The 26,337-nt window shown below is 73.1% G+C and carries 20 protein-coding genes; 6 read left to right on the forward strand and 14 right to left on the reverse strand.

Annotated features, from left to right (window positions below):
* Nucleotides 1–3: 3 nt before the first annotated feature.
* Nucleotides 4–984, reverse strand: coding sequence for an alpha-ketoacid dehydrogenase subunit beta (locus ACH4B3_RS13545; protein ID WP_398462973.1), 981 nt, complete (start codon nt 982–984; stop codon nt 4–6).
* A 1-nt stretch (nt 985) separates the two neighbouring features.
* Entirely contained in the window at nt 986–2,137 is a 1,152-nt protein-coding gene (gene pdhA / locus ACH4B3_RS13550) for a pyruvate dehydrogenase (acetyl-transferring) E1 component subunit alpha (protein ID WP_398462974.1), read from the reverse strand.
* A gap of 323 nt (nt 2,138–2,460) precedes the next feature.
* Here pdhA (ACH4B3_RS13550) and ACH4B3_RS13555 point away from each other — a divergent pair, with 323 nt between their 5' ends.
* The 3 genes from ACH4B3_RS13555 (at nt 2,461) to ACH4B3_RS13565 (ending at nt 5,045) form a co-directional block, all read left to right on the forward strand.
* Nucleotides 2,461–3,126 carry a response regulator gene (locus tag ACH4B3_RS13555; RefSeq protein ID WP_398462975.1) on the forward strand — a complete coding sequence of 222 codons (666 nt, stop codon included), beginning with the start codon at nt 2,461–2,463 and terminating at the stop codon, nt 3,124–3,126.
* 302 nt (nt 3,127–3,428) lie between these two features.
* Nucleotides 3,429–3,905: a pyridoxamine 5'-phosphate oxidase family protein gene (locus ACH4B3_RS13560; RefSeq protein ID WP_398462976.1), complete on the forward strand. Its 477-nt coding sequence runs from the start codon at nt 3,429–3,431 to the stop codon at nt 3,903–3,905.
* 141 nt (nt 3,906–4,046) lie between these two features.
* Nucleotides 4,047–5,045, forward strand: a complete 999-nt coding sequence (locus ACH4B3_RS13565; protein ID WP_398463169.1) for a phosphotransferase — start codon at nt 4,047–4,049, stop codon at nt 5,043–5,045.
* A 78-nt stretch (nt 5,046–5,123) separates the two neighbouring features.
* Here ACH4B3_RS13565 and ACH4B3_RS13570 read toward each other — a convergent pair whose 3' ends face one another.
* A complete protein-coding gene (locus ACH4B3_RS13570) occupies nt 5,124–6,743 on the reverse strand; it encodes a protein kinase (RefSeq protein WP_398462977.1) in 1,620 nt (539 codons plus the stop codon).
* Nucleotides 6,744–7,051: 308 nt separating this feature from the next.
* Here ACH4B3_RS13570 and ACH4B3_RS13575 point away from each other — a divergent pair, with 308 nt between their 5' ends.
* Entirely contained in the window at nt 7,052–8,716 is a 1,665-nt protein-coding gene (locus ACH4B3_RS13575; RefSeq protein ID WP_398462978.1) for a protein kinase, read from the forward strand.
* Nucleotides 8,717–8,894: 178 nt separating this feature from the next.
* Here the strand turns inward: ACH4B3_RS13575 and ACH4B3_RS13580 are convergent, their stop codons facing one another.
* The 9 genes from ACH4B3_RS13580 to pdhA (ACH4B3_RS13620) form a co-directional block, all read right to left on the reverse strand.
* Nucleotides 8,895–9,446, reverse strand: coding sequence for a bacterial proteasome activator family protein (locus ACH4B3_RS13580; protein ID WP_398462979.1), 552 nt, complete (start codon nt 9,444–9,446; stop codon nt 8,895–8,897).
* A 328-nt stretch (nt 9,447–9,774) separates the two neighbouring features.
* On the reverse strand, nt 9,775–10,047 hold the full coding sequence (locus ACH4B3_RS13585) for a hypothetical protein (RefSeq protein WP_398462980.1): 273 nt from the start codon (nt 10,045–10,047) through the stop codon (nt 9,775–9,777).
* Between the two features lie 1,161 nt (nt 10,048–11,208).
* Nucleotides 11,209–12,189, reverse strand: coding sequence for an NAD(P)H-quinone oxidoreductase (locus ACH4B3_RS13590; RefSeq protein ID WP_398462981.1), 981 nt, complete (start codon nt 12,187–12,189; stop codon nt 11,209–11,211).
* 238 nt (nt 12,190–12,427) lie between these two features.
* The gene (locus tag ACH4B3_RS13595) at nt 12,428–13,486 is read right to left on the reverse strand and encodes a potassium channel family protein (RefSeq protein WP_398462982.1); all 1,059 of its coding nucleotides are present in this window, start codon (nt 13,484–13,486) and stop codon (nt 12,428–12,430) included.
* Entirely contained in the window at nt 13,483–15,093 is a 1,611-nt protein-coding gene (locus ACH4B3_RS13600) for a molybdopterin molybdotransferase MoeA (RefSeq protein WP_398462983.1), read from the reverse strand. The genes ACH4B3_RS13595 and ACH4B3_RS13600 overlap by 4 nt, the downstream gene beginning before the upstream one ends.
* Nucleotides 15,094–16,181: 1,088 nt before the next feature.
* The gene (locus tag ACH4B3_RS13605; protein WP_398462984.1) at nt 16,182–17,039 is read right to left on the reverse strand and encodes a DUF6457 domain-containing protein; all 858 of its coding nucleotides are present in this window, start codon (nt 17,037–17,039) and stop codon (nt 16,182–16,184) included.
* A gap of 526 nt (nt 17,040–17,565) precedes the next feature.
* A complete protein-coding gene (locus ACH4B3_RS13610) occupies nt 17,566–19,161 on the reverse strand; it encodes a dihydrolipoamide acetyltransferase family protein (RefSeq protein WP_398462985.1) in 1,596 nt (531 codons plus the stop codon).
* Nucleotides 19,161–20,207: an alpha-ketoacid dehydrogenase subunit beta gene (locus ACH4B3_RS13615; RefSeq protein ID WP_398462986.1), complete on the reverse strand. Its 1,047-nt coding sequence runs from the start codon at nt 20,205–20,207 to the stop codon at nt 19,161–19,163. The genes ACH4B3_RS13610 and ACH4B3_RS13615 overlap by 1 nt, the downstream gene beginning before the upstream one ends.
* A complete protein-coding gene (gene pdhA, locus ACH4B3_RS13620; protein WP_398462987.1) occupies nt 20,204–21,340 on the reverse strand; it encodes a pyruvate dehydrogenase (acetyl-transferring) E1 component subunit alpha in 1,137 nt (378 codons plus the stop codon). The genes ACH4B3_RS13615 and pdhA (ACH4B3_RS13620) overlap by 4 nt, the downstream gene beginning before the upstream one ends.
* Nucleotides 21,341–21,532: 192 nt before the next feature.
* Here pdhA (ACH4B3_RS13620) and ACH4B3_RS13625 point away from each other — a divergent pair, with 192 nt between their 5' ends.
* Nucleotides 21,533–22,021, forward strand: a complete 489-nt coding sequence (locus ACH4B3_RS13625) for an Lrp/AsnC family transcriptional regulator (RefSeq protein ID WP_398462988.1) — start codon at nt 21,533–21,535, stop codon at nt 22,019–22,021.
* A gap of 276 nt (nt 22,022–22,297) precedes the next feature.
* On the opposite strand, the gene ACH4B3_RS13630 is transcribed toward ACH4B3_RS13625, so the two are convergent.
* Nucleotides 22,298–22,885 (reverse strand): TetR/AcrR family transcriptional regulator, encoded by a 588-nt coding sequence (locus tag ACH4B3_RS13630; RefSeq protein ID WP_398462989.1) that lies wholly within the window; start codon nt 22,883–22,885, stop codon nt 22,298–22,300.
* Nucleotides 22,882–24,420: a 3-hydroxyacyl-CoA dehydrogenase gene (locus ACH4B3_RS13635; protein ID WP_398462990.1), complete on the reverse strand. Its 1,539-nt coding sequence runs from the start codon at nt 24,418–24,420 to the stop codon at nt 22,882–22,884. The genes ACH4B3_RS13630 and ACH4B3_RS13635 overlap by 4 nt, the downstream gene beginning before the upstream one ends.
* Before the next feature lie 179 nt (nt 24,421–24,599).
* Between ACH4B3_RS13635 and paaN the strand changes: the two genes are divergently transcribed.
* Nucleotides 24,600–26,306 (forward strand): phenylacetic acid degradation protein PaaN, encoded by a 1,707-nt coding sequence (paaN, locus tag ACH4B3_RS13640; RefSeq protein ID WP_398462991.1) that lies wholly within the window; start codon nt 24,600–24,602, stop codon nt 26,304–26,306.
* The last annotated feature ends 31 nt before the right edge of the window (nt 26,307–26,337 follow it).

A 26,337-nucleotide genomic window follows, 5' to 3' on the forward strand; every position in this document is an offset into this window, starting at 1 on the left:
CCTTCAGTACGCCAGCGAGCGATCGACGGCGTCGAGCACCCGGTCCAGTCCCGGAAGGTACTCGTCCTCCAGCCGGGACGGCGGGTACGGGGCGTGGTAGCCGCCGACCCGGAGCACCGGGGCCTCCAGGTGGTAGAAGCAGCGCTCGGTGATGCGGGCGGCGATCTCCGAGCCGCTGCCCAGGAAGACCGGCGCCTCGTGCACCACGACCAGCCTGCCGGTCTTCTCCACCGACCGCTGGACGGTGTCGAAGTCGATGGGCGAGATCGACCGCAGGTCCACGACCTCGATCGACTTGCCCTCCTCGGCGGCGGCCGCGGCCGCGTCCATACACACCTTCACCATCGGCCCGTAGGCCACCAGGGTGAGGTCGGTGCCCTCCCGGGTCACCCGGGCGGTGTGCAGCGGGCCCGGAATGGCCTCGGTGTCCAGCTCGGACTTGTCGTGGTAGCGGCGCTTGGGCTCGAAGTAGATCACCGGGTCGTCGGAGGCGATCGCCTGCTGCATCATCCAGTAGGCGTCCGAGGCGTTCGCCGGGGAGATCACCTTCAACCCCGCGACGTGCGCGAACAGCGCCTCGGGGGACTCGCTGTGGTGCTCCACCGCGCCGATGCCGCCGCCGTACGGGATGCGGATGACGACCGGCATCTTGACCTTGCCCAGCGCCCGCGCGTGCATCTTGGCGAGCTGGGTGACGATCTGGTCGTACGCCGGGAAGACGAAGCCGTCGAACTGGATCTCCACCACCGGGCGGTAGCCGCGCAGCGCCAGGCCGATCGCGGTGCCCACGATGCCGGACTCGGCCAGCGGGGTGTCGATGACCCGCTCCTCGCCGAAGTCCTTCTGCAGGCCGTCGGTGACCCGGAAGACGCCGCCGAGCTTGCCGACGTCCTCACCCATGATCACGACCTTGGGGTCGTTCTCCAGCGCGGTGCGCAGGGACGCGTTGATCGCCTTGGAGAGCGACAGTTTCTGGGGTGCCATGTCAGTTGCCCTCCTCGGTGACGAACGAAGCCTGGTACTCGGCGAAGGCCGCGCGCTCCTCGTCGACGAGCGCGTGCCCGTCGGCGTAGGTGTGGTCGAACATGGCCATGTCGTCCGGGTCGGGCATCGACCGCACCGCGTCCCGCACCCGCTTGGCGAGCGCGTCGCTCTCGGTCTCCAGCTCGCTGAAGAACGCCTCGTCGGCCAGGCCCTCCTCGGTGAGGTAGGTGTGCAGCCGCAGGATCGGGTCCTTCGCCTCCCACAGCTCCCGCTCCTCGGCGGAGCGGTAGCGGGTCGGGTCGTCGGAGGTGGTGTGGGCGCCCATGCGGTAGGTGAACGCCTCGATCAGCATCGGGCCCTCGCCGCCGCGGGCGCGGTCCAGCGCGGCCCGGGTGACCGCGAGGCAGGCCAGCACGTCGTTGCCGTCCACCCGCACGCCCGGGAAGCCGTAGCCCTGCGCGCGCTGGTACAGCGGCACCCGGGTCTGCTTCTCGGTCGGCTCGGAGATCGCCCACTGGTTGTTCTGGCAGAAGAAGACGACCGGGGCGTTGTACACGGCGGAGAAGGTGAACGCCTCGGCGACATCGCCCTGGCTGGAGGCACCGTCACCGAAGTAGGCGATCACGGCACTGTCCGCGCCGTCCTTCGCCACGCCCATCGCGTAGCCGGTGGCGTGCAGCGTCTGGGAGCCGATGACGATGGTGTACAGGTGGAAATTGTTGGTGTTGGGATCCCAGCCGCCGTTGTTCACGCCGCGGAACATGCCCAGCAGATTGGTCGGGTCGACATCACGGCACCAGGCGACACCGTGCTCGCGGTAGGTGGGGAAGACGTAGTCATCGTCGCGCAGCGCCCGGCCGGAGCCGATCTGCGCGGCCTCCTGGCCCAGCAGCGAGGCCCACAGTCCCAGCTCGCCCTGGCGCTGGAGCGTGGTGGCCTCACCGTCGAAGCGGCGGGTCAGCACCATGTCCCGGTACAGCCCGCGCAGCTCGTCGGGGGTCAGGTCGATGGAGTAATCAGGGTGCTCGACCCGCTTGCCCTCCGGCGTGAGCAGTTGTACGAGCTGAGGTTCGTCCGCCGGGCGTTGCTTCGCGCTGCTGCGCTTGCTGCTGCTGCGGCGTGGCTTGCGCGCGGCAGTGCTGTCCACGGTCACGTGTGCTCCTCCGTCTGTCCGGCCCCCGGGGTCCGCCGGCGGCCAGTGCGGCTCGCCCCTGCGTCGGTGACGGCGCACGGGGTGGGTGCGCCGAAGTCCGACCGGGGCGTGACAGTGTCCCGGCGGATGGCCTGCAAAAGGCACGTTACCCAGTGACTCACAACTCCGCGAAACCCCTTCTGACCTGCAATTTTGCTTGGAAATCCAAGTAAATTGGGCTCCTGGGGAAACACCACTGGTCACAGCCTCGCAGGCCGCCGGAACAACGGCACGTTATCCCGGAGGACAAGCGCAGGGAAGACTTTGTATGGGAAACTGGATCTGTGCCCAAAGAAGGAAATATCACGGTTTTTCTCCTTGACGACCATGAAGTCGTGCGGCGCGGTGTCCATGAGCTGCTGGCCGGTGAACCGGACATCGAGGTGGTCGGGGAGGCGGGCACGGCCGCGGACGCCCTCGCCCGGATTCCGGCCGCCCGGCCCGACGTCGCCGTACTCGACGTCCGCCTGCCGGACGGCAGCGGCGTGGAGGTGTGCCGCGAGGTGCGGTCCGCCGACGAGGGCATCCGGTGCCTGATGCTCACCTCCTACGCCGACGACGAGGCGCTGTTCGACGCGATCATGGCGGGCGCCTCCGGTTACGTCCTCAAGGCCATCCGGGGCAACGAACTGCTCACGGCGGTACGGGATGTGGCCGCCGGGAAGTCGCTGCTGGACCCCGTCGCCACCGCCCGGGTGCTGGAGCGGCTGCGGGGCGGCACCGGGCCGAAGGGCGAGGGCGACGACCGACTGGCGAGCCTCACCGAGCAGGAGCGCCGGATCCTCGACCTGATCGGCGAGGGGCTCACCAACCGGGCGATCGGCGAACGGCTCCACCTGGCCGAGAAGACCATCAAGAACTACGTCTCCAGCCTGCTCGCCAAACTGAACATGCAACGCCGCTCGCAGGCCGCCGCGTACGTCGCGCGGCTCCAGGCCGAGCAGCGCTGAACACCCCCGCCGCCGGCCCCGGCGCCCCACCGGGTATCCCCACCATCGGCCCGGCCCGCCGCCTCCAGCCACATCCACCGCCCGCACCCGGCTCCGGCCGGTCCCCCGCCCGGCGCCCTGGCGCCTCCGCCGCCGGCCCCGGGTCCGCCGATGCCCCCTCCGACGCCGCGGCCGGCGCCCCGGCGGGCCTCCCGGCCCGGACAGCCGTTCGTCCGCTCCCGCCCGCTTCGGGACCTACGGCCCGCACGCCTCGGGGCCGCTGCCCCTATGGCCGCCCGGGCCCGTCCGGGCAGGGTGGACGCATGCTCATCGACGCCCGACGCGAACCCCGCGCCCTGGACCTCCTCAGCCGCACGCCCTACGGGCGGGTCTCGGTGAGCATCGGCGCGCTTCCGCACTCCACCGCCACCGGGCACATCGTGAGCGACGGCGGGGTGCTGCTGCGGATGCACCGCGGCCACGGCTACCACCGCGCCTGCGACGGCCAGGTGGTCGCGTACGGCGCCGACACCGCCGGCCACCCGGAGCAGGCGCCCGGGGGCGGAACGGGGGCGGAACGGGACGCGGAGACCGCCGGGGACGGGTTCTGGTCCGTGCAGTGCGTGGGCACCGCCCGGGCGGCCACTCCCACCACCGCTGAGCTGAATCGTTTCGGCCCACCGCCCCGGACCATCGACGGGGAGCCCTTCGACCCGGTGTACCTCAGGGTCCAGCCGAAGTTCGTGACCGTACATCACATCGCAGGTACCGCTCCGCGTCAACCCGAGTACGCTCCGTGACACAGGTCATCTAACATCCGGCACGTGCCGCGCTCATTTGTCACGGGCGGCGCCGGGACCGCTGTCACCGTCGCCGACGACCCCGCCACACCCGACGACCCGCCCGCCCCCGCCGACCCGTCCGCACCCGACGGCGCCACCCTGCACGCCCTGCTGCGCCACTACCGGCTGCCCGGCGAACCGCTGAACTGCCGCCCGCTGACCCAGGGCCTGCTCAACCGCGGCTACCACCTGACCACCACCCACGGCGGCTACTTCCTCAAGCACCACCTGGACGGCGACCGGGCGGTCATCGCCCGCCAGCACCGGGTCACCGCCCGGCTGGACGCGCTCGGCCTGCCGGTCGTGCCCCCGGTCGCGGACGCCGACGGGGACACCGTCACCGTGATCGACGGCCGCTGCTGGGCGCTGCACCCCTGGATCGAGGGGCGGCACCGCGACGGGGGCCAGCTCACCCCCGCCCAGTCCTGGTCCCTGGGCGCGCTGCTGGGGCTGGTCCACCTGTGCCTGGACGCGGTCATCGACCCGCGCACGCCCGCCCCGCGCGCCTCGCACACCCCCGACGAGTCCGGCGCCGACCCCTGCCACACCTACGACCTGATCGAGCGGCTGCTGGCGCTGGCCCGCGCCCGTCAGGGACGGGACGCCTTCCACGACCTGGCCGTGCACCGTCTGATCGAGCGCCGTGAGCTGCTGGAACGGCACGCCCACCGCCGCCCGCCGCCGGCCGTGGTCCCGGCCACCGGCTGGGTGCACGGCGACTTCCACCCGCTGAACCTGCTCTACCGGGACACCGAACCCGCCGCGATCGTGGACTGGGACCGCCTGGGCGTGCAGCCGCGCGCGGAGGAGGCGGTCCGGGCCGCCGCGATCTTCTTCGTCCGGCCCGGCGGCACCCTGGATCTGGAGAAGGTACGCCCGTACGCCCGGGCCTACCGCTGTGTGACCGGGGCCGCCCCGGCCGAGCTGGCCGCCGCGGTGCACCGGGTGTGGTGGGAACGGCTCAACGACTTCTGGATGCTGCGCTGGCACTACCAGCTCGGCGACCGGCGGGCCGATCCGCAGTTCCCGGCCGCCGCCGCACTGGCGGTGTGGTGGACCCGGGAGTACGAGGCGGTCCGCGAGGCCTTCACCGCCTGACCGGCCTGGGCCGGGGACCGCCACCGGAGCCCGGCCGACCGCGGCGCGGGGCCGCGGCCGTCCCGCCGGGGCCCGGCGTCAGCCCATCTCCCCCGGGTCGCCGTTGGTCTCGCCGCCGGTGTCCGGCGGATCGGTGGGCTCGGTGGGCGGCTCACCGCCGGTGGGCTCGCCGGTGGGCTCACCGGTCGGCTCGCCGGTCGGCTCCCCGGTCGGCTCGGTGGGCGGCTCGCCACCCGTCGGCTCCTCGGTCGGCTCGGTCGGATCCTGCGGGGGCTGGGTGCTGAAGGTCGGGTCCTGGGAGGGCTCCCAGCCGCCGGAGCCCCCGTCGGTGCCGCCGGTCTCGGGCGTCTGCGTCGGCACCTGGGTCGCGGTCTTGGTCGGCTCCTTCTCGGGCTCGGCCTTCGAGCTGGAGGTGCTGGGCTGCTTGGGCTTCTTGTCCCCGCCGTCCTTGTCGCCGAGGTTCAGGGCCAGCGCGACCCCCGCCGCGATGGCGATCACCGCCAGGACCGCCAGCAGCCACAGCTTGCTCCGGCCGCGGCCGGAACCGCCGCCGTGGCCGGGCCCGCCGTCGAAGCCCCCGTCGTCGTCGCCGTAGCGGCCGGGGAGTATCGGCTGCTGGGAGGTCTCGCCGTGCCCGGGGTGCGGCAGCGCGGTCGTGCCGGCCATGCCCATGCCCATGGCCGGGGTCGAGGCGCCCAGGTGCTGGGTGACCGGGCCGGTGTTCCAGGTGCCGGTGTGGCCGCCCGCGTCGTGCAGCATCTGCAGCGCGTAACCGACGAGGCCGCGCATCTCCTCCGCGCTCTGGAACCGGTCGTCCGGGTCCTTGGCGAGCGAGCGCATCACCAGCCCGTCCAGCTCCGGCGGCACCTCGGAGATCTGCGACGGGGGCACCGGCATGTCCTGGACGTGCTGGTAGACCACCGACAGCGGGGTCTCGCCGACGAACGGCGGACGCAGCGCCAGCAGTTCGTACAGCAGGCAGCCGGTGGCGTACAGGTCCGAGCGGTGGTCCACGGCCTTGCCGAGCGCCTGCTCCGGGGAGAGGTACTGCGGGGTGCCCATCACCATGCCGGTCTGGGTCATGGTGGACGCCGCGCCGTGCAGGGCGCGGGCGATGCCGAAGTCCATGACCTTCACGGCGCCGCTGTTGGTGATGATCACGTTCGCGGGCTTGATGTCCCGGTGCACGATGCCGTGCTGGTGGCTGTAGGCGAGCGCCTCCAGCACCCCGGAGACGATGATCAGGGCCTGGTCGGGCGGCGGCGCGTCGGCGTTGATCAGCAGGTCGCGGATGGTGCGGCCCTCGACCAGCTCCATCACGATGTACGGGACGGTGTGCTGGCCCACCACGTCCTCGCCGGAGTCGTACACGGCGACGACGGCGTGGTGGTTGAGTCCGGCGACGGACTGCGCCTCGCGCGTGAAGCGGGCCTTGGACACCGGGTCCTCAGCCAGGTCGGCGCGGAGCAGCTTGACCGCCACGGTCCGGCCGAGCCGGATGTCCTCGGCGGCGAAGACCTCGGCCATGCCGCCGCGGCCCAGCCGGTGGGTCAGCCGGTAACGTCCGTCACCGACAAGCCCGCCATTGCCCCACATCTCCGGCGAATCGGGCGCACCGCCGCCTCCCCCGGACTGCGACCTGGAGGTGCCTCCAGCATCAGGTTCCAAGGGCCCTTGGGCGCTCTGGGTCTGTGCCATCGGTCCTCGCCGTCGTGATCTGTCCGCTCGCAGCGGCGCTATATACGGTGCTCCGACAGTGCACGCTACAGCCTCCACGCCCTGCACCGGTCCGGGATGGACCGGTCATCAAACCCGTTCCAGTGGAAGCAAGGCAAATCGCGTGACGGCTTCTTGCGCATCCGGTCACGGAACGGGCACGCGGCTTGACGTGTCAGTGGCCTGGGGCAGACTTGGCCGAAGATATATCGAGTACGTCCAGATCAGAACGCGTCGATCAACGCGCGGATCCATGCGTGACGGCAGTGCGCCGAGGGGGAAGCAAAACAATGAGCCAGCACGGCGCACAGGGCCGCTACGCGGGCCAGTCGATCGGCGGCGGCCGCTACCAGTTGCAGGACCTCCTCGGTGAGGGCGGCATGGCCTCCGTGCACCTCGCGTACGACACCGCGCTGGACCGCCAGGTCGCCATCAAGACCCTGCACACCGAACTCGGCCGGGAACAGTCCTTCCGGGAGCGGTTCCGGCGCGAGGCGCAGGCCGTCGCCAAGCTCTCCCACACCAACATCGTCTCGGTCTTCGACACCGGCGAGGACGAGATCGACGGCTCCCTGATGCCGTACATCATCATGGAGTACGTCGAGGGCCACCCGCTGCGCTCGGTACTCGACGCGGACGTCCGGCAGTACGGCGCGATGCCCGCCGACAAGGCCCTGAAGATCACCGGCGATGTGCTGGCGGCCCTCGAGGTCAGCCACGAGATGGGCCTGGTGCACCGCGACATCAAGCCGGGCAACGTGATGATGACCAAGCGCGGTGTGGTCAAGGTGATGGACTTCGGCATCGCCCGCGCCATGCAGTCCGGCGTCACCTCCATGACGCAGACCGGCATGGTCGTCGGCACCCCGCAGTACCTCTCCCCGGAGCAGGCGCTGGGCCGCGGCGTGGACGCCCGCAGCGACCTGTACTCGGTCGGCATCATGCTCTTCGAGCTGCTGACCGGCCGGCTGCCGTTCGACGCGGACTCGCCGCTGGCCATCGCGTACGCGCACGTCCAGGAGGAGCCGGTCGCCCCGTCGACCATCAACCAGGCCGTGCCGCCCGCGGTGGACGCCCTGGTGGCCCGGGCCCTCAAGAAGAACCCGAACGAGCGGTTCCCCACCGCCGAGGCGATGCGCGACGAGTGCGCGCGGGTCAGCCGCACCGGCCAGACCGGCGCCTCCCCGATCATCATCACCGGCGGACCGCCGGCCCGCAGCGGGGCCGGGGTCAGCTCCGCGGTCTTCCCCCCGGTGGACACCCCGGCGCCGGGGGCCCAGGGCGTGCAGACGCCGTACCAGCCGTCCGGTGCCGGTCAGTACCCGGGCGGCTTCGGTCCGTCCACCCCGCCGCCGGGCGCCCCCCAGCAGCCGTACGCCACCCCGGCGCCCGGCCCGTCGTACAACACCGGGGCCGGCACCCCGCCGCCCTACCCCTCGTACAACACCGGCGCGTCCACCCTGACGGGGTCCGGCGGCGGCTCCGGCGGGGACAACGGCAACAAGAAGGTGATCATCGGCTCGGCGGTGGTCGCCGCGCTGGCGGTCATCGGCGTGATCGTCGCGATAGCGGTCAGCGGCGGGGGCGGCGGCTCGGACGACAAGGCGGACGACGACAAGAAGCCCACCTCCTCCGCCACCACGCCGCCCGGCTTCAACCCCGGCACGGACATCAAGACCCATGTGATCAGCCCGGAGAAGTGCACCGACGCCAACGAGGCGTACGACGAACCGGGCGCCTACAACCTGCCGGACTTCACCAACCTCCACGTGGACTCGGTGAAGGAGTGCATCAAGGCGGCCGGCTGGAAGTACAAGGTCGTCCCCTACGACGAGAACACCTTCGGCAAGGGCGCGGTGATCGACTACTCCCACAAGGGGTACGACGACGCCTACGACCCGGACACCGAGACCATCGAGCTGACCGTTTCCACCGGCATGCCGTCGGGTTCCTGAGCAGCCCCGGGGCCCGCGGGGCCCCGGGAACGCCGCACGCGGCGGGCCCGGCACGCTGTGTGAAGCGCGCCGGGCCCCGCCGCGTGCGGGGAACGGTCAGGGGAGAACGGCCGGAGTGGCCGGCTCAGGGGGAGGGGCCGGAGCGGCCGGCTCAGAGGTACCGGCCGGAGCGGCCGGCTCAGAGGTAGGGGCCGGAGCGGGCGCCGCCCTGCGGGCCGTGCTCCTGGTCATCGCCGCCCCCCATGCCGGGCGGCAGCGCCCGGCGCATCTGCTCCAGCTGCGCGCGAGCCGCCATCTGCTGGGCGAAGAGCGCCGTCTGAATGCCGTGGAACAGCCCCTCCAGCCAGCCGACCAGCTGCGCCTGCGCGATCCGCAGCTCCGCCTCCGTGGGCACCGCTTCATCGGTGAAGGGCAGCGACAGACGCTCCAGCTCCTCGATGAGCTCGGGGGCCAGACCGTCCTCCAGTTCCTTCACCGAACTGGCGTGGATCTCCTTGAGCCGCACCCGGCTGGCCTCGTCCAGAGGCGCCGCCCTGACTTCCTCCAGCAGCTGCTTGATCATGCTGCCGATGCGCATGACCTTCGCGGGCTGTTCGACCATGTCCGTCACAGGCAGTTCGCGCGGCTCCTCGTCGCCGCCGGCGCCGGAGCCGCCCAGGGCCATCCCGTCCGGGCCGACGACCAGGACGTGCGGGTTCTCCTGCGACCGTTCGTTCATCGGCTGGTTCATGTGGTCATTCTCTCGCACCGGTGGACGATCCCGCCGGTGGCCCCGGGTATCGATGGGGACACGAGGGGCCACTGGGACGGTCGGCTCAGTCTGGGGGGATGGTCGGCTCGCCCGAGGAAGACGGTTGGCTCCGTCTGAGGGGGACGGTCGGCTCCGTCTGTCGGGACGATCAGCTCTGTCTGAGGAAGGCGGTCAGCTCCGTCTGAGGGGGACGGTCCGCTCCGTCTGAGGGGGACGGTCCGCTCCGTCTGAGGGGGACGGTCCGCTCCGTCTGAGGGGGACGGTCCGCTCCGTCTGTCGGGACGATCAGCTCCGCGTGACAGGACGTTCAGCTCCGTCTGAGGCGAAGCCCGATGAAGGCCAGGCCCACTCCGGTGAGCGCCATACCGGTGCCGAGCGGCAGCACCCGCATCACCCGGCCGGGCGGCTTCGCCGCGTCCGCCCGGGCCTCCTCCGCCACCGTCCGCGCGGCCTGTTCGGTCAGCCGGTCCGCCGCCCGGTCGTGCGCGTACGGCGGCGGGGCGGCGGGCACCGACGGCCTGGCCGAAGCCCGGGCACGGACGATGCGCTGGGCCGACTCCAGGGGGCGCGGGCGCACCATGTGCCGCTCGCCCGGCGGCGGTTGCGGAAACCGCCCGGGCGGCTGGGCGTCCGCCGAGGCGGACGGGGACGGAGTGGCCAGCGGAAGGGCGACCGGGGCGTCCTGGTGGGACGCCGGGACCGCGGACCCCGCGGCGCCGGAGTGGTCGCCGGCAGCGTCGGCCGGGCCCAGGGGTTCCGAGGGGGCCGGTGAGGGATCGGCCGGGGCCGGTTCCGAAGGGCCGGGAGCGGCGGAGCCGGGGTCGTCGGAGGGTTCGCCGACCGGCGGCGGCCAGTCGTCCCACGGGCCCCGGCCGGGGGGCGGCTCCCCGTCCGGACCGGCCTCCGGCGGCAGTTGCGGCGCGGTCTCGCCTCCCGGCCCGGGCCGGGTCGGCGGCGGCGGTTGCTGCCCGGGCCCGGGGGACCGGTGCGGATGACGGAAGCCGGGAAAACCTCCGGCGTCGGACGGGGCGGGCGGGACCGGCAACCGGCCATGGCCACCGGCGGCGGCGGGAACCGGAGCGGAGAGCGAGAGAACGGCGGTCAGCAAACCGACCGCCAGATGCGAACCAAACGCTGCAGCCACGACCGAATCCCTCCCAAGCCGAGCCACCGTGTGACGGATACAGCGTCACACGAGGGAGCAGACCCGGCATCTTGGACCACAGGCGTGCGAACCGTACGCCGAGCACCGAATCACGGCCGGCAACGAGCAACCACTGCGGGCCCCGGGACCACCCGAGACAGAACCTGCCGGGGACTGCGACATGCCTGGTGAGGGGTGGTGCTGGGGGTGGGGTTCGTGGGCGGTGGGGCGGGGCGTCGAGCCGCGGGGTGCCCGTGGGTGCGCCGCAGGGTGCCCACGGGTGCGTGGAGTGACAGCAGGGGCGTGGAGTGACGATGGGGGTGTGGAGTGACGGTGGGTGACCGGAGCGGGCCCGGAGCCCGCTGCCGAGACCCGGCGCGAGCCAGGGCCTCGCCCGCGCGAACCGAGGCCCGGCGCGAACCAAGGCCCTGCGTGAGCCAAGGAGGCGCGCGAACCGGGCCCCGACCACTCACCGGCACCGACCGCTCGTGGTCACCGACCACTCACCGGCACCGCCACCGACCGCCTGCCGGCCCAGCCGCCCATCGGCCACCGGCACCGGCCGCCCGCCGGCACCGGCACCGGCCGCCCATCGGCTCAGGCAAGCGTCAGCAGCACCTTGCCCACGTGCTCACTGGCCTCGATGACCTCATGCGCCTCGGAGGCGTCCCGCATCGGGATCGTCCGGTCGACGATGGGGCGCACCCGGCCGTCCGCGATCAGCGGCCACACATGCTCCTGCACCGCCGCGACGATCGCCGCCTTCTCCTCCAGCGGCCGACGGCGCAGGGTCGTGCCGAGGACCGCGCAGCGCTTGCCGAGCAGGGCGCTCAGGTTCAGCTCGGCGCGAGTGCCGCCCTGCAGACCGATGATGACCAGACGCCCGTTCACCGCCAGGGCGTTGACGTTCCGGTCGAGGTACTTGGCGCCCATGATGTCGAGGATCACGTCGGCGCCCGCACCGTCGGTGGCCTCGCGGAGCTCCTCCACGAAGTCCTGCTTGCGGTAGTCGATGAGGATGTCGGCGCCCAGCTCGCGGCAGGCCGCCAGTTTCTCCGCGCTGCCCGCGGTCACCGCCACCCGGGCGCCCATGGCCTTCGCGAGCTGGATGGCCATGGTGCCGATGCCGCTCGATCCGCCGTGCACCAACAGGGTCTCCCCCGGGCGCAGATGCGCCGACATGAACACGTTGGACCAGACGGTGCAGGTCACTTCGGGCAGCGACGCGGCGGTCACCAGGTCCAGGCCGGTCGGGACGGTCAGCAACTGGCCTGCCGGCACGGCGACTTTCTCCGCATACCCGCCGCCCACCAGCAGCGCGCACACCTCGTCCCCGACGGCCCAGCCCGTCACCCCGGGGCCGAGAGCGGCGATCCGCCCCGCGCACTCCAGGCCGGGGTAGGGGGAGGAGCCGGGCGGCGGGTTGTAGAAACCCTGGCGCTGGAGCACATCGGCCCGGTTGACGGCGCTGGCCACGACCTCGACCAGCACCTCGCCCTCGCCGGGGACGGGGTCGGGGACTTCGGCCCACATCAGGGCTTCCGGACCGCCGGGTTCAGGGATGGTGATCGCATGCATGCCGACGAGGCTACTCCCGGCCGGGGCCACCGCTCCGCCGATCATCAGGTCCGGGCCCACCCGGGCTCGGACCGGGACCGGGACCGGGACCAGGGCGGGGCCCGGAGCCGGATTTCGTCGGCTCCCGCCCGGCCCACCCGGCTCGCGGCCCACCCGGCTCGCGGTCCGCCCGGCTCACGGGCGGACAGGCCAAGCGGGCCGGGGCTCCGGACGGCTCCGCTCCCCGTCCGGCAGCCCGCTATTCGCCGGCCGGTCGCTGCGCGCGGACGATCGTGACCAGTCGGTCGGTGGCCTGCAGCGGGCTGGCCTCGGGGTCGTCGTAGCCCAGCAGCCGATGGCCCCGCAGTACCGAGACCACCAAGTCGTCCGTCTCCCGCACCGACTTGCCCACCTCGGCCTTCACCACGGTCCGCTCCACCAGGTCCAGCCCGCTGCCCTGCTGGATCAGGTCCTCGATGACCGCACCGGCGCTCGGGCTCAGCACGCTCATGCCGAGCAGCCGGCCGGCCGCGCTGGCACTGGTGATCACCGCGTCGGCGCCGGACTGCCGCAGCAGCGGGGCGTTCTCCTCCTCGCGTACGGCGGCCACGATGTTGGCGCCCCGGTTCAGCTGCCGGGCGGTGAGGGTGACGAGCACCGCGGTGTCGTCCCGCTGTGTCGCGATGATGAACTGACGGGCGCGCTGCGCCTCCGCGCGCAGCAGCACATCGCTGCGGGTCGCGTCCCCTATGACGCCGACGAACCCCTCGGCGTTGGCGGCGTCTATCACCTTCTGACTCGGGTCGACGATGACGACCCGCTCCCTGGGCAGGCCGGTGGCGCACAGGGTCTGTACGGCGGACCGGCCCTTGGTGCCGAACCCGACGACAACGGTGTGATCGCGCAAGGTGGATCTCCAGCGGTTGAGACGGAGCTGCTCACGCGTGCGCGTGGTGAGCACCTCCAGGGTGGTGCCGACCAGAATGATCAGGAAGAGCACCCGCAGCGGAGTGATGAGCAGGACGTTGACCAGCCGCGCACTGTCACTGTGCGGGACGATGTCGCCGTAGCCGGTCGTCGACAGGGTGACGGTCGAGTAGTAGATGGCGTCCAGCAGGTCGACGGAGTCGTCGGCGTTGTCGTGGTAGCCGCGGCGGTCGACGTAGACCAGGGTCACCGTCGTGACCATGACCGTGAGGGCCATGAGCAGCCGTCTGAACACCTGGACCAGCGGACCCACACTGAAGCTGGGCAACTGCACCCGGTGACCGTGGGCCTCGGGGACGCGAGCCGCCGCGTCCTGTGGGGGCAGCTTCACGCGGACTCTCCGGTCGAAGGGGCGGCGGCGGGATCAGTGGCGGCGGTGCCCGCTTCCGCGAGCCCGGTCCACTCGAAGGAGGACGTCACCGGGGCCGTCCGGGTTGCCCAGGGCAGGCCGAGCGTCTCGACCTCGGCACCGTGGTCGGCACCGCCGGGTGGAATGACCGCGACGGAGTCCGCGGCGGCGACCCCGCGCAGCATGGCGGGCCCGTTGAAGCGGAGCGGAACCGCCTCCGAGCCGCCGGGATCGCCACGGCGGCCCGTCGCGGCCCGCTCCCCCCACTGCCCGGAGCCACCGCGTCCGCCGCCCTGGACGACCGGGACCAGCCGGGTGTCCCGCGGGTGCCCGGAGACCGGCGCGGCCAGCCGGGCCGTCCGGAGCGCGGCCTCGCCCCGGCCCGTCAGGCCGCACAACAGCGGCTCCGCCAGCGTCAGCAGTCCCGATACGGCCGCCAGCGGGTTCCCCGGCAGGCCGACCAGATGGCGGCCCGGCGCCAGCCGGGCCAGCAGCATCGGGTGACCGGGCCGCACCGCCACCCCGTCGACGAGCAGTTCGGCGCCGACTCGGCGCAGCGTCGGATGCACATGGTCGACCGGGCCCGAAGCGGTCCCCCCGGTGGTGATCACCAGGTCTGCCGTGGAACCGGAGACGGCCTCGTACAACGCGTCGGCGTCGTCGGTGACATGGCGGCTCGCCACCAGCTCGGCACCGAGGGCCGACAGCCACGGGCCGAGCATCGGACCGAGTGCGTCCCGGATCCGGCCGTCCCGGGGCAGGCCGGACGTGAGCAGCTCGTCGCCCAGGACCAGCACCTCCACCCGGGGCCGCGCGGCCGTGGCCAGCCGGTCATAACCGGCCGCGGCGGCCAGCCCCAGCACGGCCGGGGTCACCACCGCACCCGCGGGCAGCAGCACGTCCCCGGTCCGGCACTCCTGGCCGCGGGGCCTGATGTCCTGCCCCTGCAGCACCGGGTGCGCCCGGTCGGCGCGCAGCAGGCCCGCCCCCGGAACATCGGCACCGGGCCTCAGGCCGGCATCGCCCCCGTCCTTCCCCGCGACCGCACGGCCCCGGTCGCGGTCCTGGCCCCGGTCCTGGCCCTGGCCCCGGTCGGGGCCGCAGTCCTGGTCGCGGTCCTGGTCGGAGCCCTGGTCGGGGCCGCAGTCCTGGTCGGAGTCCTGGTCGGGGTCACGGTCCTGGTCGGGGGCGCGGTCCCAGCGCTGGTCGGCGCCCCGGCCCGGGACGGGGCCGGGTTCCGGGTCGCGGTCCTGGTCGAACACGCCGTGCTCACTGCGCAGTACGGCCGTGGCGCCCGACGGCACCCGGGCGCCGGTGGCGATCCGCACGGCGTGCCCGTCGGAGAGCGGACCGGCGGTCGCGTGCCCGGCAAGAACGGCGCTCCCGCCCGCGGCCACCCGCCATGGGCCGGGGCCCGCGACCGCCCATCCGTCCATGGCCGAGGTGTCGAAGGACGGCAGATCGGTGAGCGCGGTCAACGGGGCGGCCAGCACATGGCCGAGAGCGTCGGCGAGGGGCCGTACCACCGGCTGCGCCGGGGCGCGGACCGCCGCACGGGCCGCGATGTCCCGGGCCACCACCCACTCCACGGGGCGCAGACGAGCCGGGGCCTCCCTGTCACAATCGCCGCCGTTCCGCTTCCCATTCCGGTCCCCTCCACCGCGGTCGTCTCCGTGGCTTCCGGGACGCTCGGCGCCTGCTCCGCCTCCAGCCCTCACACCCTCGCCGATACCCACCGAACCGTTCCCGATACGACCGGCGCCCGAGCCGTCGCGACCCGGACCGTCCTCCGCACCGCCCGCACCCCGGGGCTCCGCACCCCGGGGCTCCGCGGCGCGGGGCTCCACGGCACGCGACTCCGCGGCGCGCGAGGTCTCCGGCGCGCTCCGCCCGGCACCGCGGCCACGGCCACGACCACGGCCGTACCCGGTACCGGAAACCGAGCCGCTCCGAGTACCCGAACCGGCGCCGTTCCCGGAGCCGGCCCGCGAACGGGTGCCGGCACCGGCAGCCGCGCCGGTCCCGGCACCGGTACCGGATTCGCCATCACGGCCGGAGACCGGGCCGGACCCGGGGCTCGCCTCCACCGTCGGCTCCCGGGCGGTGTCCGGTGCCGGTACCGGCCGTGCGGCCGAGCCCTCGGCCGCGGGCCGGCTCCCGGCGTCCTCGTGCCCGGCTACCGACCGGCGGCCGCCGGAACGAGGGGTTTGGACGACGTCGCCCGAACCGCTCGCGGCCGCGCCACGACCGGACCGGGTATCCGCCCAGGGATCCGGCGCGTCTCCCCAGGGGTCCCGCCGGGAGCGCTCCCGGCTCGTGTCGACGTCGTCCTGCGCACCCCACGGGTCCCAGCCGACATAGGTGGGGCCCGAGGCACCGGCACGCGCTCCGTCCGGCGCGCTCGTCTCCTCGGCGCCGTCCGGGTAGGCGCTCCTGTCGCGCGCGCGGGAGCGGGGCGGCGCTGAAGGGTGGTACGCCTCTTGGTCGCACGCGCCGTGGTGGGGGGACCGCTGCTCGGGCGCGCCATGGTCGTACACGCCGCCGGCGTACTCGGCTCCGGACCCTGCCCCGCGCCCCTCGCTCCCCAGAGCGGGCGGACGGCTCGTACGGCGGCGACCCTCGTTGGCGATCGCCAGCGCCTGGTCGACCTCACGGTCCATGTCCCGCTCCCGCCCGGTCATTCCGCCGACCGCTCCGGTGAGCCGCTCTCCTCGGCCCAGCGGGCGGCCAGCACATTTGCCTTGCGCATCGCCTCCGCCAGCGCCTCCGGGCCGCCACCTCGCTGGGCGGCCGCATAACCCACCAGGAACGTGGTCAGCGGCGCCGCGGGCCGCGCCACGCCATGCGCCGCGTCACGGGCGAGATCGAGCAGACCGGCCGTGTCGACGTCCAGGTCGATGCCGAGTTCGGTCTTGACTGCGGTGATCCATTCATCCAGCACATGCCCATGCTCCCTGATCCGCGCGCGGGCCGCTCCGATGTCCTCCCAGGTGTCGCAGTCGAATGAGGCGGTGGGGTGGTGGAGGCGACCGACCGCCAGCTCGGTGGTGAGCAGCCGGAGCGGAAGCCCGGCCAGGCTGCCGTGCTCGGTGGCCAGCAACGCCAGCTCCCGGTGGAGGGGCTCGGTGCGGTACGCGGCGACCAGCGGCTGGTCCCGCCCGGCCTCGTCCGTGAGCAGCAGGCCGTCGACGCCGCTGTCCACGAGTCCGGCCCGCAACGCCGCCACGGTCTGCCCGGTGAGGAACGGCAGGTCCGCGGAGAGCACCACGACCACGGGTTCGGTGACCCCGCGCAGCCCCGCGCCGAGCGCGGCCAGCGGGCCGCCGCCCGGCGGTGTCTCCCGCTCCCACCGCACCGCGCGCACGGTAGGCCGTCTCGGCCCGACCACGACCGTCTCGGTGGCATCGGCACAGGCCCCGAGCACCCGGTCCAGGAGGGCGAGGCCGCCGACACTCAGGCCGGGCTTGTCGGCGCCGCCGAGCCGCCGAGCCGCACCGCCCGCGAGGACCACCGCGTCATATCCACCCGCGCTCATCCCATGAGTATGGCCACCGGCCCCCGAGAACGGCCGCCGACCCCGGCTGTCCCCGCGTGGACCCCCGCCCCGCGGTCGTTCTCTCCCACCCACCGAAGCCACCACACAAGCGCGGAGCCGTCCGGCCCCGAGTGGGAGAACGCCCCCGGGCAGACCACGTGCCCCAACCCGGCGAACGCCCCGGAGAACGGCCGTGTACCCCATGCGCGGACACGGTCCGACCGCCGGCCATGACCCGGAGCCGACGAACGACCTGGAGGCCCGTCACACGCTTGAGCCGGACATGGTCCGAGCGTCGCCCGGCCACCTGGCCACGGCACCCCGCACGAGCCCGAGGCCACACCCGGAGCCGCCCGGAGCCACCTGAAGCCGCCCGGCACCAAGCAGGGGAACACCCCAGGGAGACCCGGGCCCCAAGCCGGAAGCCACCGTGCCGAACCGGCCAGGGGACGGGAGCCGGGGGCGCCACCGTCGACGCCCCCGGCCGTCTTCCCGGCGCTGCAACCGCCGTACCCGCCCTCCCGGGCTACAGGGTGCGGAGAAGCACCGCCGGCTGCTCGACGCAGTCGGCGACGTACCGCAGGAACCCGCCGGCGGTCCCTCCGTCGCACACCCGGTGGTCGAAGGTGAACGACAACTGCGCCACCTGGCGTATCGCGAGCTCCCCTTGGTGAACCCACGGTTTGGCGACTATCCGGCCGACGCCGAGCATCGCCGCCTCGGGGTGGTTGATGATCGGGGTGGAGCCGTCGACGCCGAACACCCCGTAGTTGTTGAGGGTGAAGGTGCCGCCGGTCAGCTGAGCCGGGCTGAGCCGCCCCTCCCGGGCCGCCTCCGTCAGCCGCGCCATTTCCGCGCCGAGTTGTTCGGCGTTGAGGGTGTGCGCGTCCCGCACGACGGGGACGACCAGCCCGCGGTCGGTCTGCGCGGCGAAGCCGAGGTGCACGCCGGGCAGCCGGACGATCTCCCGGGCCGCCAGGTCCACGGTGGCGTTGAGCTCCGGGAACCGTGCCAGCCCCGCGGTACAGATCCGCGCCAGCAGCGCGAGCAGTGACACCTTGGGGCCGCCCGCGGCGTTCATCGCGGCGCGTGCCGCCAGCAGTTCGGTGGCGTCGGCGTCCACCCAGCAGGTCGCGTCGGGGATCTCGGAACGGCTGCGGGTGAGCTTGTCCGCGACCGCCCCGCGCAGCCCGCGCAGCGGTATGCGTTGCGCTTCCGCGGGCAGACCCGGTGCGGAGGTGAGCGCTCCGGTTCCGGCGAGCGCACTGGTGGACCCGCTGCCGGCCGCCGCCGTACCGGCGAGCGTCCCGGTGGCCGTCCCGGCCCCGGTCGCCACCGGCGTCCCTTCCGCGGCCTGGCGCGCCGCGTGCTCGACGTCGGCCCGCAGGATGAGTCCTTCGGGGCCGCTGCCGCGCAGCCCGCGCAGGTCGATGCCGTGTTCGCGGGCGAGCCGCCGTACCAGCGGGGAAATCACCGGCACCGGCTCTCCGTCGGGGATCGGGCCGCCGTGCGCGTTCCGGTCGGGTGTGCCGGAGCCGACCGGAGCCGGCCCGCGGGACTCTCCTGCCGGGCGGGGCCGGTGGCCCGCGGGACGGCCGGCCGCCGCCCCGCCGGCGGGTTGCGACGCCGTCCGGGTGGCACCGGCCGGGACGGCTCCCGGACCGGTGGCCACCTCGGGCCCCGCCGCGGGGCCCGACGTCCCGGTACCGTTCCGCGCGAGCCCGCCCGAGGGACGGATCCGGCGCCGCCGGGCTGCCGGGGCACCGGTGCCGTAGCCGACCAGCACATTGCCCGAGCCCTCGGCGCCACCTGCCGTGGCGCCGGCGGCGGCCGCGTCCGCGGCGGGTGCCTCGGCGGCGTCAGCCTCGCCGTCCGAGGCCGGGACGGCGACGGTCAGCAGGGGCGACCCCACCGGAAGCTCGGTGCCTTCCTCGCCGAACCGGGCGGTCACCACACCGCCGTACGGGCACGGCACCTCGACCATCGCCTTCGCGGTCTCCACCTCGACCACCAGCTGGTCGATGGCCACCACGTCGCCGACTTCGACCAGCCAGCGCACGATCAGCGCCTCGGTGAGCCCTTCCCCGAGGTCGGGCAGAGCGAATTCGCGTACCACCGCCATCACTCGGCACCCCTTTCCGTCCACTCGGACTCCCACTGGAGCCGGCCCACGGCGTCGAGCACCCGGTCCACCCCCGGCAGATGGTGCCGCTCGACCATCGGCGGCGGATAGGGGATGTCGAAACCGGTGACCCGCAGCACCGGCGCTTCCAGGTGATGGAAACAGCGCTCGGTGACCCGCGCGGCTATTTCACCGCCGGGGCCGCCGAAGCCGGCCGCCTCGTGGACCACCAGCGCACGGCCGGTCCGGCGGACCGAGGCGCAGACCGTCTCGTCGTCGAAGGGAACCAGCGAGCGCAGGTCGACGACCTCCAGGTCCCAGCCTTCGGCGCGCGCCGCCTCGGCCGCCTCCATGCACACCGGCACCGACGGGCCGTAGGTGATGAGGGTCGCCGGGCTGCCGCCGCCGGTGGCGTGCCGCCGCACCACCGCGCGCCCGATCGGCTCCACCCGCTCCGGCTCCTCGGCCGACCAGTCGGCCTTGGACCAGTACAGCCGCTTGGGCTCCAGGAAGACCACCGGGTCGTCGGAGGCGATGGCCTCGCGGAGCATGCCGTAGGCGTCGGCGACGGTCGCCGGGGTGACCACGTGCAGGCCGGGGGTGGCGATGTAGTAGGCCTCGGAGGAGTCGCTGTGGTGCTCCACGCCTCCGATGCCGCCGCCGTAGGGCACCCGGATGGTGATCGGCATCGGCAGCGCGCCGCGGGTGCGGTTGCGCATCCGCGACACATGGCTGATGAGCTGTTCGAACGCCGGGTAGGCGAAGGCGTCGAACTGCATCTCGACCACCGGCCGCAGCCCGTACATCGCCATGCCCACGGCGGTGCCCAGGATGCCCGCCTCGGCCAGCGGGGTGTCCGTACAGCGGTCGTCGCCGAACTCCTTGGCCAGCCCGTCGGTGATCCGGAAGACCCCGCCGAGCGTGCCCACGTCCTCACCGAGCACGTGCACCGTCGGGTCCTCGGCGATCGCGTCACGCAGCGCCCGGTTGAGCGCCTGCGCCATGGTGGCCGGCTTGCGGGCCGTCTCGACAGCCGCGGTGGTCATCGCTCCCCCTCCTGGGACTCCGCGTCCAGCTCGGCGCGCAGCTGCGCCGCCTGCTCCCGCAATTGCCCGGTCTTCTCCGCGTAGACGTGCTCGAAGAGCTCCATCGGCTCCAGCACCGGGTCGTCGTTCATCTGCTCACGCAGGGCCGCGGCCATGGCCTCCGCCGCCTGCCGCGCCGCTTCCATGCCTTCGTCGTCCATCAGGTCGCGGCCCTTCAGCTCCGCCTCCACCAGGGCGACCGGGTCGTGCGCCCGCCAGGCCTCGAGCTCCGCCTCCGCGCGGTAGCGCGTCGCGTCGTCGGCGTTGGTGTGCGCGTCCACGCGGTACGTGATGGCTTCGACCAGGGTGGGCCCGCCGCCCTCACGCGCCCGCCGGACCGCCTCGTCGAGGACCTGGTGGACCGCCGCGGCGTCGTTGCCGTCCACCAGCCGGCCCGGCATGCCGTACCCCACGGCCTTGTGGGCGAGGGACGGGGCCGCGGTCTGCTTGGCCAGCGGCACGGAGATCGCGAACCCGTTGTTCTGGACGAGGAAGACCACCGGCGCCTGCCAGACCGCCGCGAAGTTCAGCGCTTCGTGGAAGTCGCCCTCGCTGGTCCCTCCGTCGCCGACCATCGCCAGCGCCACCACGTCGTCGCCCTTCAGCCGGGCGGCGTGGGCGAGCCCGACCGCGTGCGGCAGCTGGGTGGCGAGCGGCGTGGACAGCGGTGCGATCCGGTGCGAGCGCGGGTCGTAGCCGCTGTGCCAGTCGCCGCGCAGCAGGGTCAGCGCCTGCGCCGGGTCCAGGCCGCGGACCACGGCCGCCAGGGTGTCGCGGTAGCTGGGGAAGAGCCAGTCCCGCTCCTGGAGCACCATGGCGGCCGCCACCTGGCATGCCTCCTGCCCGGTGGAGGAGGGGTACACGGCGAGCCGGCCCTGCTTGGTGAGGGCGGTGGCCTGGGTGTTGTACCGGCGGCCGCGGACCAGCTCCTGGTACAGCCGGGTCAGCAGGCCGGGATCTATGTCGGCGGCGGCCGGGGTGCCGAGCAGCCGGAAGGGCTCGGGGTCCGGCAGCAGCGGCGCGGGGTCGACGCGCGGCCGCCAAGCGGGCGGGGGAGTCGGCCGGTAGGCACCGGGCTGCTCAAGAACCGTCATGGCGACCTCCTGGACGGATGGCAGGAAACGACGGGACGGGGCCCGTGAAGGCCCGAGGACCGGGTAAGTCCTCACCTACCGATTGTTCGGTCGTCAGCACATTTTGGCTACAGGCGTCCGCAGCCTGTGGACAAACGGTTTTCCACAGCCTGAGATGAAGGCATTGCGTCCATGAAGGGGAGGCGGGACCGTATGCAGGACGAACAGATGGCCAACTCCGTCGAGCGGCCGCCCGCCCGACCGCTGGACGCCATCGACCGGGACATCCTGCGCATGCTCCAAACGGACGGGCGCGCCTCGATACGCTCCGTCGCCGAGCGGGTACACGTCTCGCGCGCCAACGCCTACGCGCGGATGAACCGCCTGCTCGACGACGGCGTGATACGAGGTTTCTCGGCGCGGGTGGACCAGGAGCGCGCCGGTCAGGGCGCCTCCGCGTACATCACGCTGAAGATCGTGCAGAACTCCTGGCGGACGGTCCGCGAGGAGCTGCGAAAACTGCCGGGCGCCGCACACATCGCGCTGGTCAGCGGGGACTTCGACGTGCTGCTGCTGGTGCACATGGCGGACAACCGCTCGCTGCGCGAGCTGGTCCTCACCCGGATCCAGGCCATCCCGGACGTGCTGAGCAGCCGGACGCTACTGGTCTTCGAGGAGACCGACCTGGCCACCGACCTCTGACCGGGACCCGGTGCCGGCGGCCCAGCTCGGCCGCCGGGCTGGTGCCTCCCGCGGCCCGGTGGCCGCCGCGCCGCACCGGCCGCCCGGCACCCGGACGAGCACCGTCGACGGGCTGGACACCGGCGCGCGCGGGAAGCCTGCGTGCACGGAAGAGCCTGCGTGCACGGGAGAGCCTGCGTGCACGGGAGAGCCTGCGTGCACGGGAGAGCCTGCGTGCACGGGAGAGCCTGCGTGCACGGGAGAGCCTGCGGCGGCGGCCCGCCGGCCGCCGCCGTGTCAGGTCCGCAGACCGGCGAACGCCGTCGTGACCACGGCCTCGGCGACCTCTTCGCTGCTCGCCGAGCCGCCCCGGCCCGGCCGGTACCACTCGACGATCGAATTGATCATGCCGAACAGCAGCCGGGTGGCCAGCCGCGCGTCCACGTCGGCACGGAGGTCCCCCTCGGCCGCGGCGTGCCGGAGCAGTTCGGCCACCTCGTGGTCGAACTCGCGCCGCCGCTCCATCGCCCAGCGCTCGGTGTCGGTGTTGCCGCGCACCCGCAGCAGGAGGGTGACGTACGGCAGCTCCGCGATCAGCACCTCGGTGGTCCGCCGGGTGACGTACTCCAGCCGCTCGATCGCCCTGCCCTGGACCGCGCCCGGCTCCCGGAGGATGCCGAACAGTCCTTCCAGGGCCCGGTTTATCGCCCTGCGCAGCAGCTCTTCCTTGCCCTTGACGTGGTGGTAGATCGAGGACTTGGAGATTCCGGCAGCGCGTGAGAGGTGCTCCATCGACGTGCCGTCGTAGCCGCGCTCGTTGAACACCTCGACCGCGACCGCGAGCAGCGATTCGGGCGTGTAGGTGTCGCGCTTCGTCATGGTCATGAGGGAACCACATCCTCTGCCGCGTACGCACGGCGGATCATGCCGAGCGAGGGCGCGTAGCGGCCGGTCGGGAAACGCTTGTGCAGCTCGGTCAGGAGGTCGAACACGGTGGCGTGACCCACCTCGGCGCCCCAGGCCAGCGGGCCCCGCGGGTAGTTGACCCCGAGCCGCATCGCGGTCTCGACATCCTCTTCGGAGGCGACGCCCTTGGCCACGGCGTCGGTGGCGAAGTCCGCCAGCATCGCGACGGTACGGGCCACGATCATGCCGGGCACATCACCGATCACGCTGACGTCCTTGCCCAGTGCCTGGAAGAGGCCCACGGCCTCCCGGAGCAGCTCCGGAGCGGTGTCCTCCGAGGCGCTGACGGCGACCCGGGTCGCGGTGCGGTAGTCCAGTGCGAGATCGAAGTAGACGACGTCGTGGTACTCGATCGAGGTCTGCCCGTCGGCGAGGTGGAGCCTGGCACCGCTGGGCAGCAGCATGCCGGGCCGGTCCGCCTCGCTGTACCGGACCGGGATGCCGGCCCGCTCGATCATCGCGGGCAGTTCGGCGGCCGGGCCGGGCAGCGTGCCGCGGACGACGACGGAGGCGGGCGGCTGGGCGGGGGCGGCGGTGTGCGGTTCCGGCCGCTGCGCCCCGTCGGCGTAGTCGTACCAGCCGCGACCGGCCTTGCGGCCGTGCAGCCCGGACTCGACCAGCCTGCGCTGCGCCAGCGACGGGGTGAACTTCGGGTCGTGGAAGAAGGACTCCCACACCGACCGGGTGACGGCCTCGTTGACGTCCTGCCCGATCAGGTCGGTCAGCTCGAACGGCCCCATCCTGAACCCGCCGGACTCGCGGAGCACGGCGTCGATGGTGGCCGGGTCGGCGGCCCGCTCCTCGTAGACCCGGAACGCCTCCGCGTAGAAGGGGCGGGCGACCCGGTTGACGATGAAACCGGGGGTGTCCGCGCAGCGCACCGGCGTCTTCCCCCAGCCCGCGACGGTCCGGTACGCCAGGTCCGCGGCGGTCTGGTCGGTGGCGAACCCGCTGACCACCTCCACCAGCGGCAGCAGCGGCGCCGGGTTGAAGAAGTGCAGGCCGACGACGCGGCCGGGCACCCGCAGCGCGCCCGCGACGGCGGTCACCGACAGGGAAGAGGTGTTGGTGGCGAGCAGGCAGTCCTCGGCGACGACCGACTCCAGCGCCGTGAACAGCTGCTGCTTGGCGCCGAGTTCCTCCAGGATCGCTTCGATGACCAGGGCGGAGTCGGCCAGGGCGGCGAGATCGGCGACGGGCAGCAGCCGCTTTCCGGCGGCTTCCCGGTCGGCGGCGGAAAGCCTCCCCTTCTCGACCAGCCGGTCCAGCCGCGCCATGATCGCGTCGGCGGCCGCGCGGGACCGTCCGGGGGCCACGTCGTGCAGCCGCACGGGGTGGCCGGCAAGCAGTGCGACCTGGGCGATCCCCTGCCCCATGGTGCCTGTGCCGACGACGGCGACGGTGCTGTCCAGTGCGATTCCCCGGCTCTGGTCCCGGTCGTCGTTCGCAGTCATATCGCTCATCCTCCCGGACAAGTTATCCACAGCTTCGACAGGCCCCCTTGTCCCGACCGATCGTTCGGTTAATCTATCCCTGAAGGCCCACAGCCGCCCACCCGTCCCTCAAGACGGCCCGCAGCGGAGTGCCGGGTAGGCGCTCCCTTCCCTGGAGCTCAACGAGGAGTTGGTCAGTCGTGACCGTCGGACTCACCACAGCGCAGTTGATCGAGAAGCACCGCCCCACTCTCGACAAGGCCCTGGACGCGATCCGGACCCGCGCGTACTGGTCCCCTCATCCCGAGCATCCCAAGGCGTACGGCGAGGGCGACAGCCTCGGCGCACACGAGGGGCAGGCGGCCTTCGACGCGCTCCGCGGCACCCGGATCGACCTCGACCAGCCCGGCACGGACGGTTGGACCGGCGGTGAAGTGTCCCCGTTCGGCATCGAGTTGGGCGTGGAGTACCCGCACGTCGACGTCGACGTGCTGCTCCCCGCGATGCAGTCCGGGATCGCGGCCTGGCGGGACGCGGGGCCCGAGGCACGGGCCGCGGTCTGCCTGGAGATCCTGGCCCGGATCAGCGCCCGCACCCATGAGTTCGCCCACGCCGTCATGCACACCAGCGGGCAGGCGTTCATGATGGCGTTCCAGGCCGGCGGCCCGCACGCCCAGGACCGCGGTATGGAGGCGGTCGCGTACGCGTACACCGAGCAGACCCGCACGCCGGCGGACGCCGAGTGGGTCAAGCCGCAGGGCAAGCGGGACCCGCTGCAGCTGCGGAAGGGCTTCACCGCAGTCCCCCGCGGCGTCTCCCTGCTGATCGGCTGCAACACCTTCCCCACCTGGAACGGCTACCCCGGCCTCTTCGCGTCCCTCGCCACCGGGAACCCGGTCCTGGTCAAGCCGCACCCGCGCGCGGTGCTGCCGCTGGCGCTGACCGTGCAGGTGGCCCGGGGTGTCCTGGGCGAGGCGGGCTTCGACCCGAACCTGGTCGCCCTGGCCGCCGAGCGGCCCGAGGAGGGGATCGCCAAGACGCTGGCCACCCGCCCGGAGGTCCGCATCATCGACTACACCGGGTCGACCACGTTCGGTGACTGGCTGGAGGCGAACGCGCGCCAGGCGCAGGTCTACACCGAGAAGGCCGGCGTGAACACCGTGGTCATCGACTCCACCGACGACTACAAGGGCATGCTGAGCAATCTGGCGTTCTCGCTCTCGCTCTACAGCGGCCAGATGTGCACCACCCCGCAGAACCTGCTCATCCCCCGCGACGGCATCACCACCGACGCCGGCCGCAAGACGTACGACGAGGTGGTCGCCGACCTGGCCGCCGCGGTCGACGGCCTGCTGGGCGACGATGTCCGGGCCAACGCCCTGCTGGGAGCGATCGTGAACCCGCAGGTGGGTGCGCGCATCGACAAGGCCGGTGAACTGGGCGAGGTGGCGCTGGCCTCCCGCGCCGTGACCCACCCCGACTTCCCCGGCGCCACGGTACGCACCCCGGTGATCGTCAAGCAGGACGGCGCCCGTAAGCAGTGGGACACCCCGGACGCCGACGCGGCCTACCTGACCGAGTGCTTCGGCCCGGTGTCCTTCGCGGTCGCCGTCGATTCGGCGGACGACGCGGTGGCGCTGCTGCGGCGCACCGTCCGGGACAAGGGCGCGATGACCGTCGGCGCGTACACCACCTCACCCGAGGTGGAGAAGCTGGTCGAGGAGGCGTGCCTGGAGGAGTGCGCCCAGCTGTCGCTCAACCTCACCGGCGGGGTCTACGTCAACCAGACCGCGGCCTTCTCCGACTTCCACGGCTCGGGCGGCAACCCGGCGGCGAACTCCGCGCTGTGCGACGGGGCCTTCGTGGCGAACCGGTTCCGGACGGTGGAGGTGCGCCGGCAGGCGTAGCCGCGCAGCGGCGGACCGGCACCGCCGGAGC

The organism is Streptomyces sp. NPDC018031, from assembly GCF_044327625.1.
In the GTDB taxonomy this organism is placed as follows: Bacteria; Actinomycetota; Actinomycetes; order Streptomycetales; family Streptomycetaceae; genus Streptomyces.

Excerpts from the sequence above, each read along its gene's own strand:
- ACH4B3_RS13570 (WP_398462977.1), bottom strand. The coding sequence starts at position 6,743 with ATGGCACAGACCCAGAGCGCCCAAGGGCCCTTGGAACCTGATGCTGGA.
- ACH4B3_RS13545 (WP_398462973.1), bottom strand. The coding sequence starts at position 984 with ATGGCACCCCAGAAACTGTCGCTCTCCAAGGCGATCAACGCGTCCCTG.
- ACH4B3_RS13560 (WP_398462976.1), top strand. The coding sequence starts at position 3,429 with ATGCTCATCGACGCCCGACGCGAACCCCGCGCCCTGGACCTCCTCAGC.
- pdhA (WP_398462987.1), bottom strand. The coding sequence starts at position 21,340 with ATGACGGTTCTTGAGCAGCCCGGTGCCTACCGGCCGACTCCCCCGCCC.
- ACH4B3_RS13635 (WP_398462990.1), bottom strand. The coding sequence starts at position 24,420 with ATGACTGCGAACGACGACCGGGACCAGAGCCGGGGAATCGCACTGGAC.
- ACH4B3_RS13615 (WP_398462986.1), bottom strand. The coding sequence starts at position 20,207 with ATGACCACCGCGGCTGTCGAGACGGCCCGCAAGCCGGCCACCATGGCG.
- ACH4B3_RS13605 (WP_398462984.1), bottom strand. The coding sequence starts at position 17,039 with ATGAGCGCGGGTGGATATGACGCGGTGGTCCTCGCGGGCGGTGCGGCT.
- ACH4B3_RS13575 (WP_398462978.1), top strand. The coding sequence starts at position 7,052 with ATGAGCCAGCACGGCGCACAGGGCCGCTACGCGGGCCAGTCGATCGGC.
- ACH4B3_RS13585 (WP_398462980.1), bottom strand. The coding sequence starts at position 10,047 with ATGGTGCGCCCGCGCCCCCTGGAGTCGGCCCAGCGCATCGTCCGTGCC.
- ACH4B3_RS13630 (WP_398462989.1), bottom strand. The coding sequence starts at position 22,885 with ATGACCATGACGAAGCGCGACACCTACACGCCCGAATCGCTGCTCGCG.
- ACH4B3_RS13625 (WP_398462988.1), top strand. The coding sequence starts at position 21,533 with ATGCAGGACGAACAGATGGCCAACTCCGTCGAGCGGCCGCCCGCCCGA.
- ACH4B3_RS13610 (WP_398462985.1), bottom strand. The coding sequence starts at position 19,161 with ATGGCGGTGGTACGCGAATTCGCTCTGCCCGACCTCGGGGAAGGGCTC.
- ACH4B3_RS13580 (WP_398462979.1), bottom strand. The coding sequence starts at position 9,446 with ATGAACCAGCCGATGAACGAACGGTCGCAGGAGAACCCGCACGTCCTG.
- ACH4B3_RS13590 (WP_398462981.1), bottom strand. The coding sequence starts at position 12,189 with ATGCATGCGATCACCATCCCTGAACCCGGCGGTCCGGAAGCCCTGATG.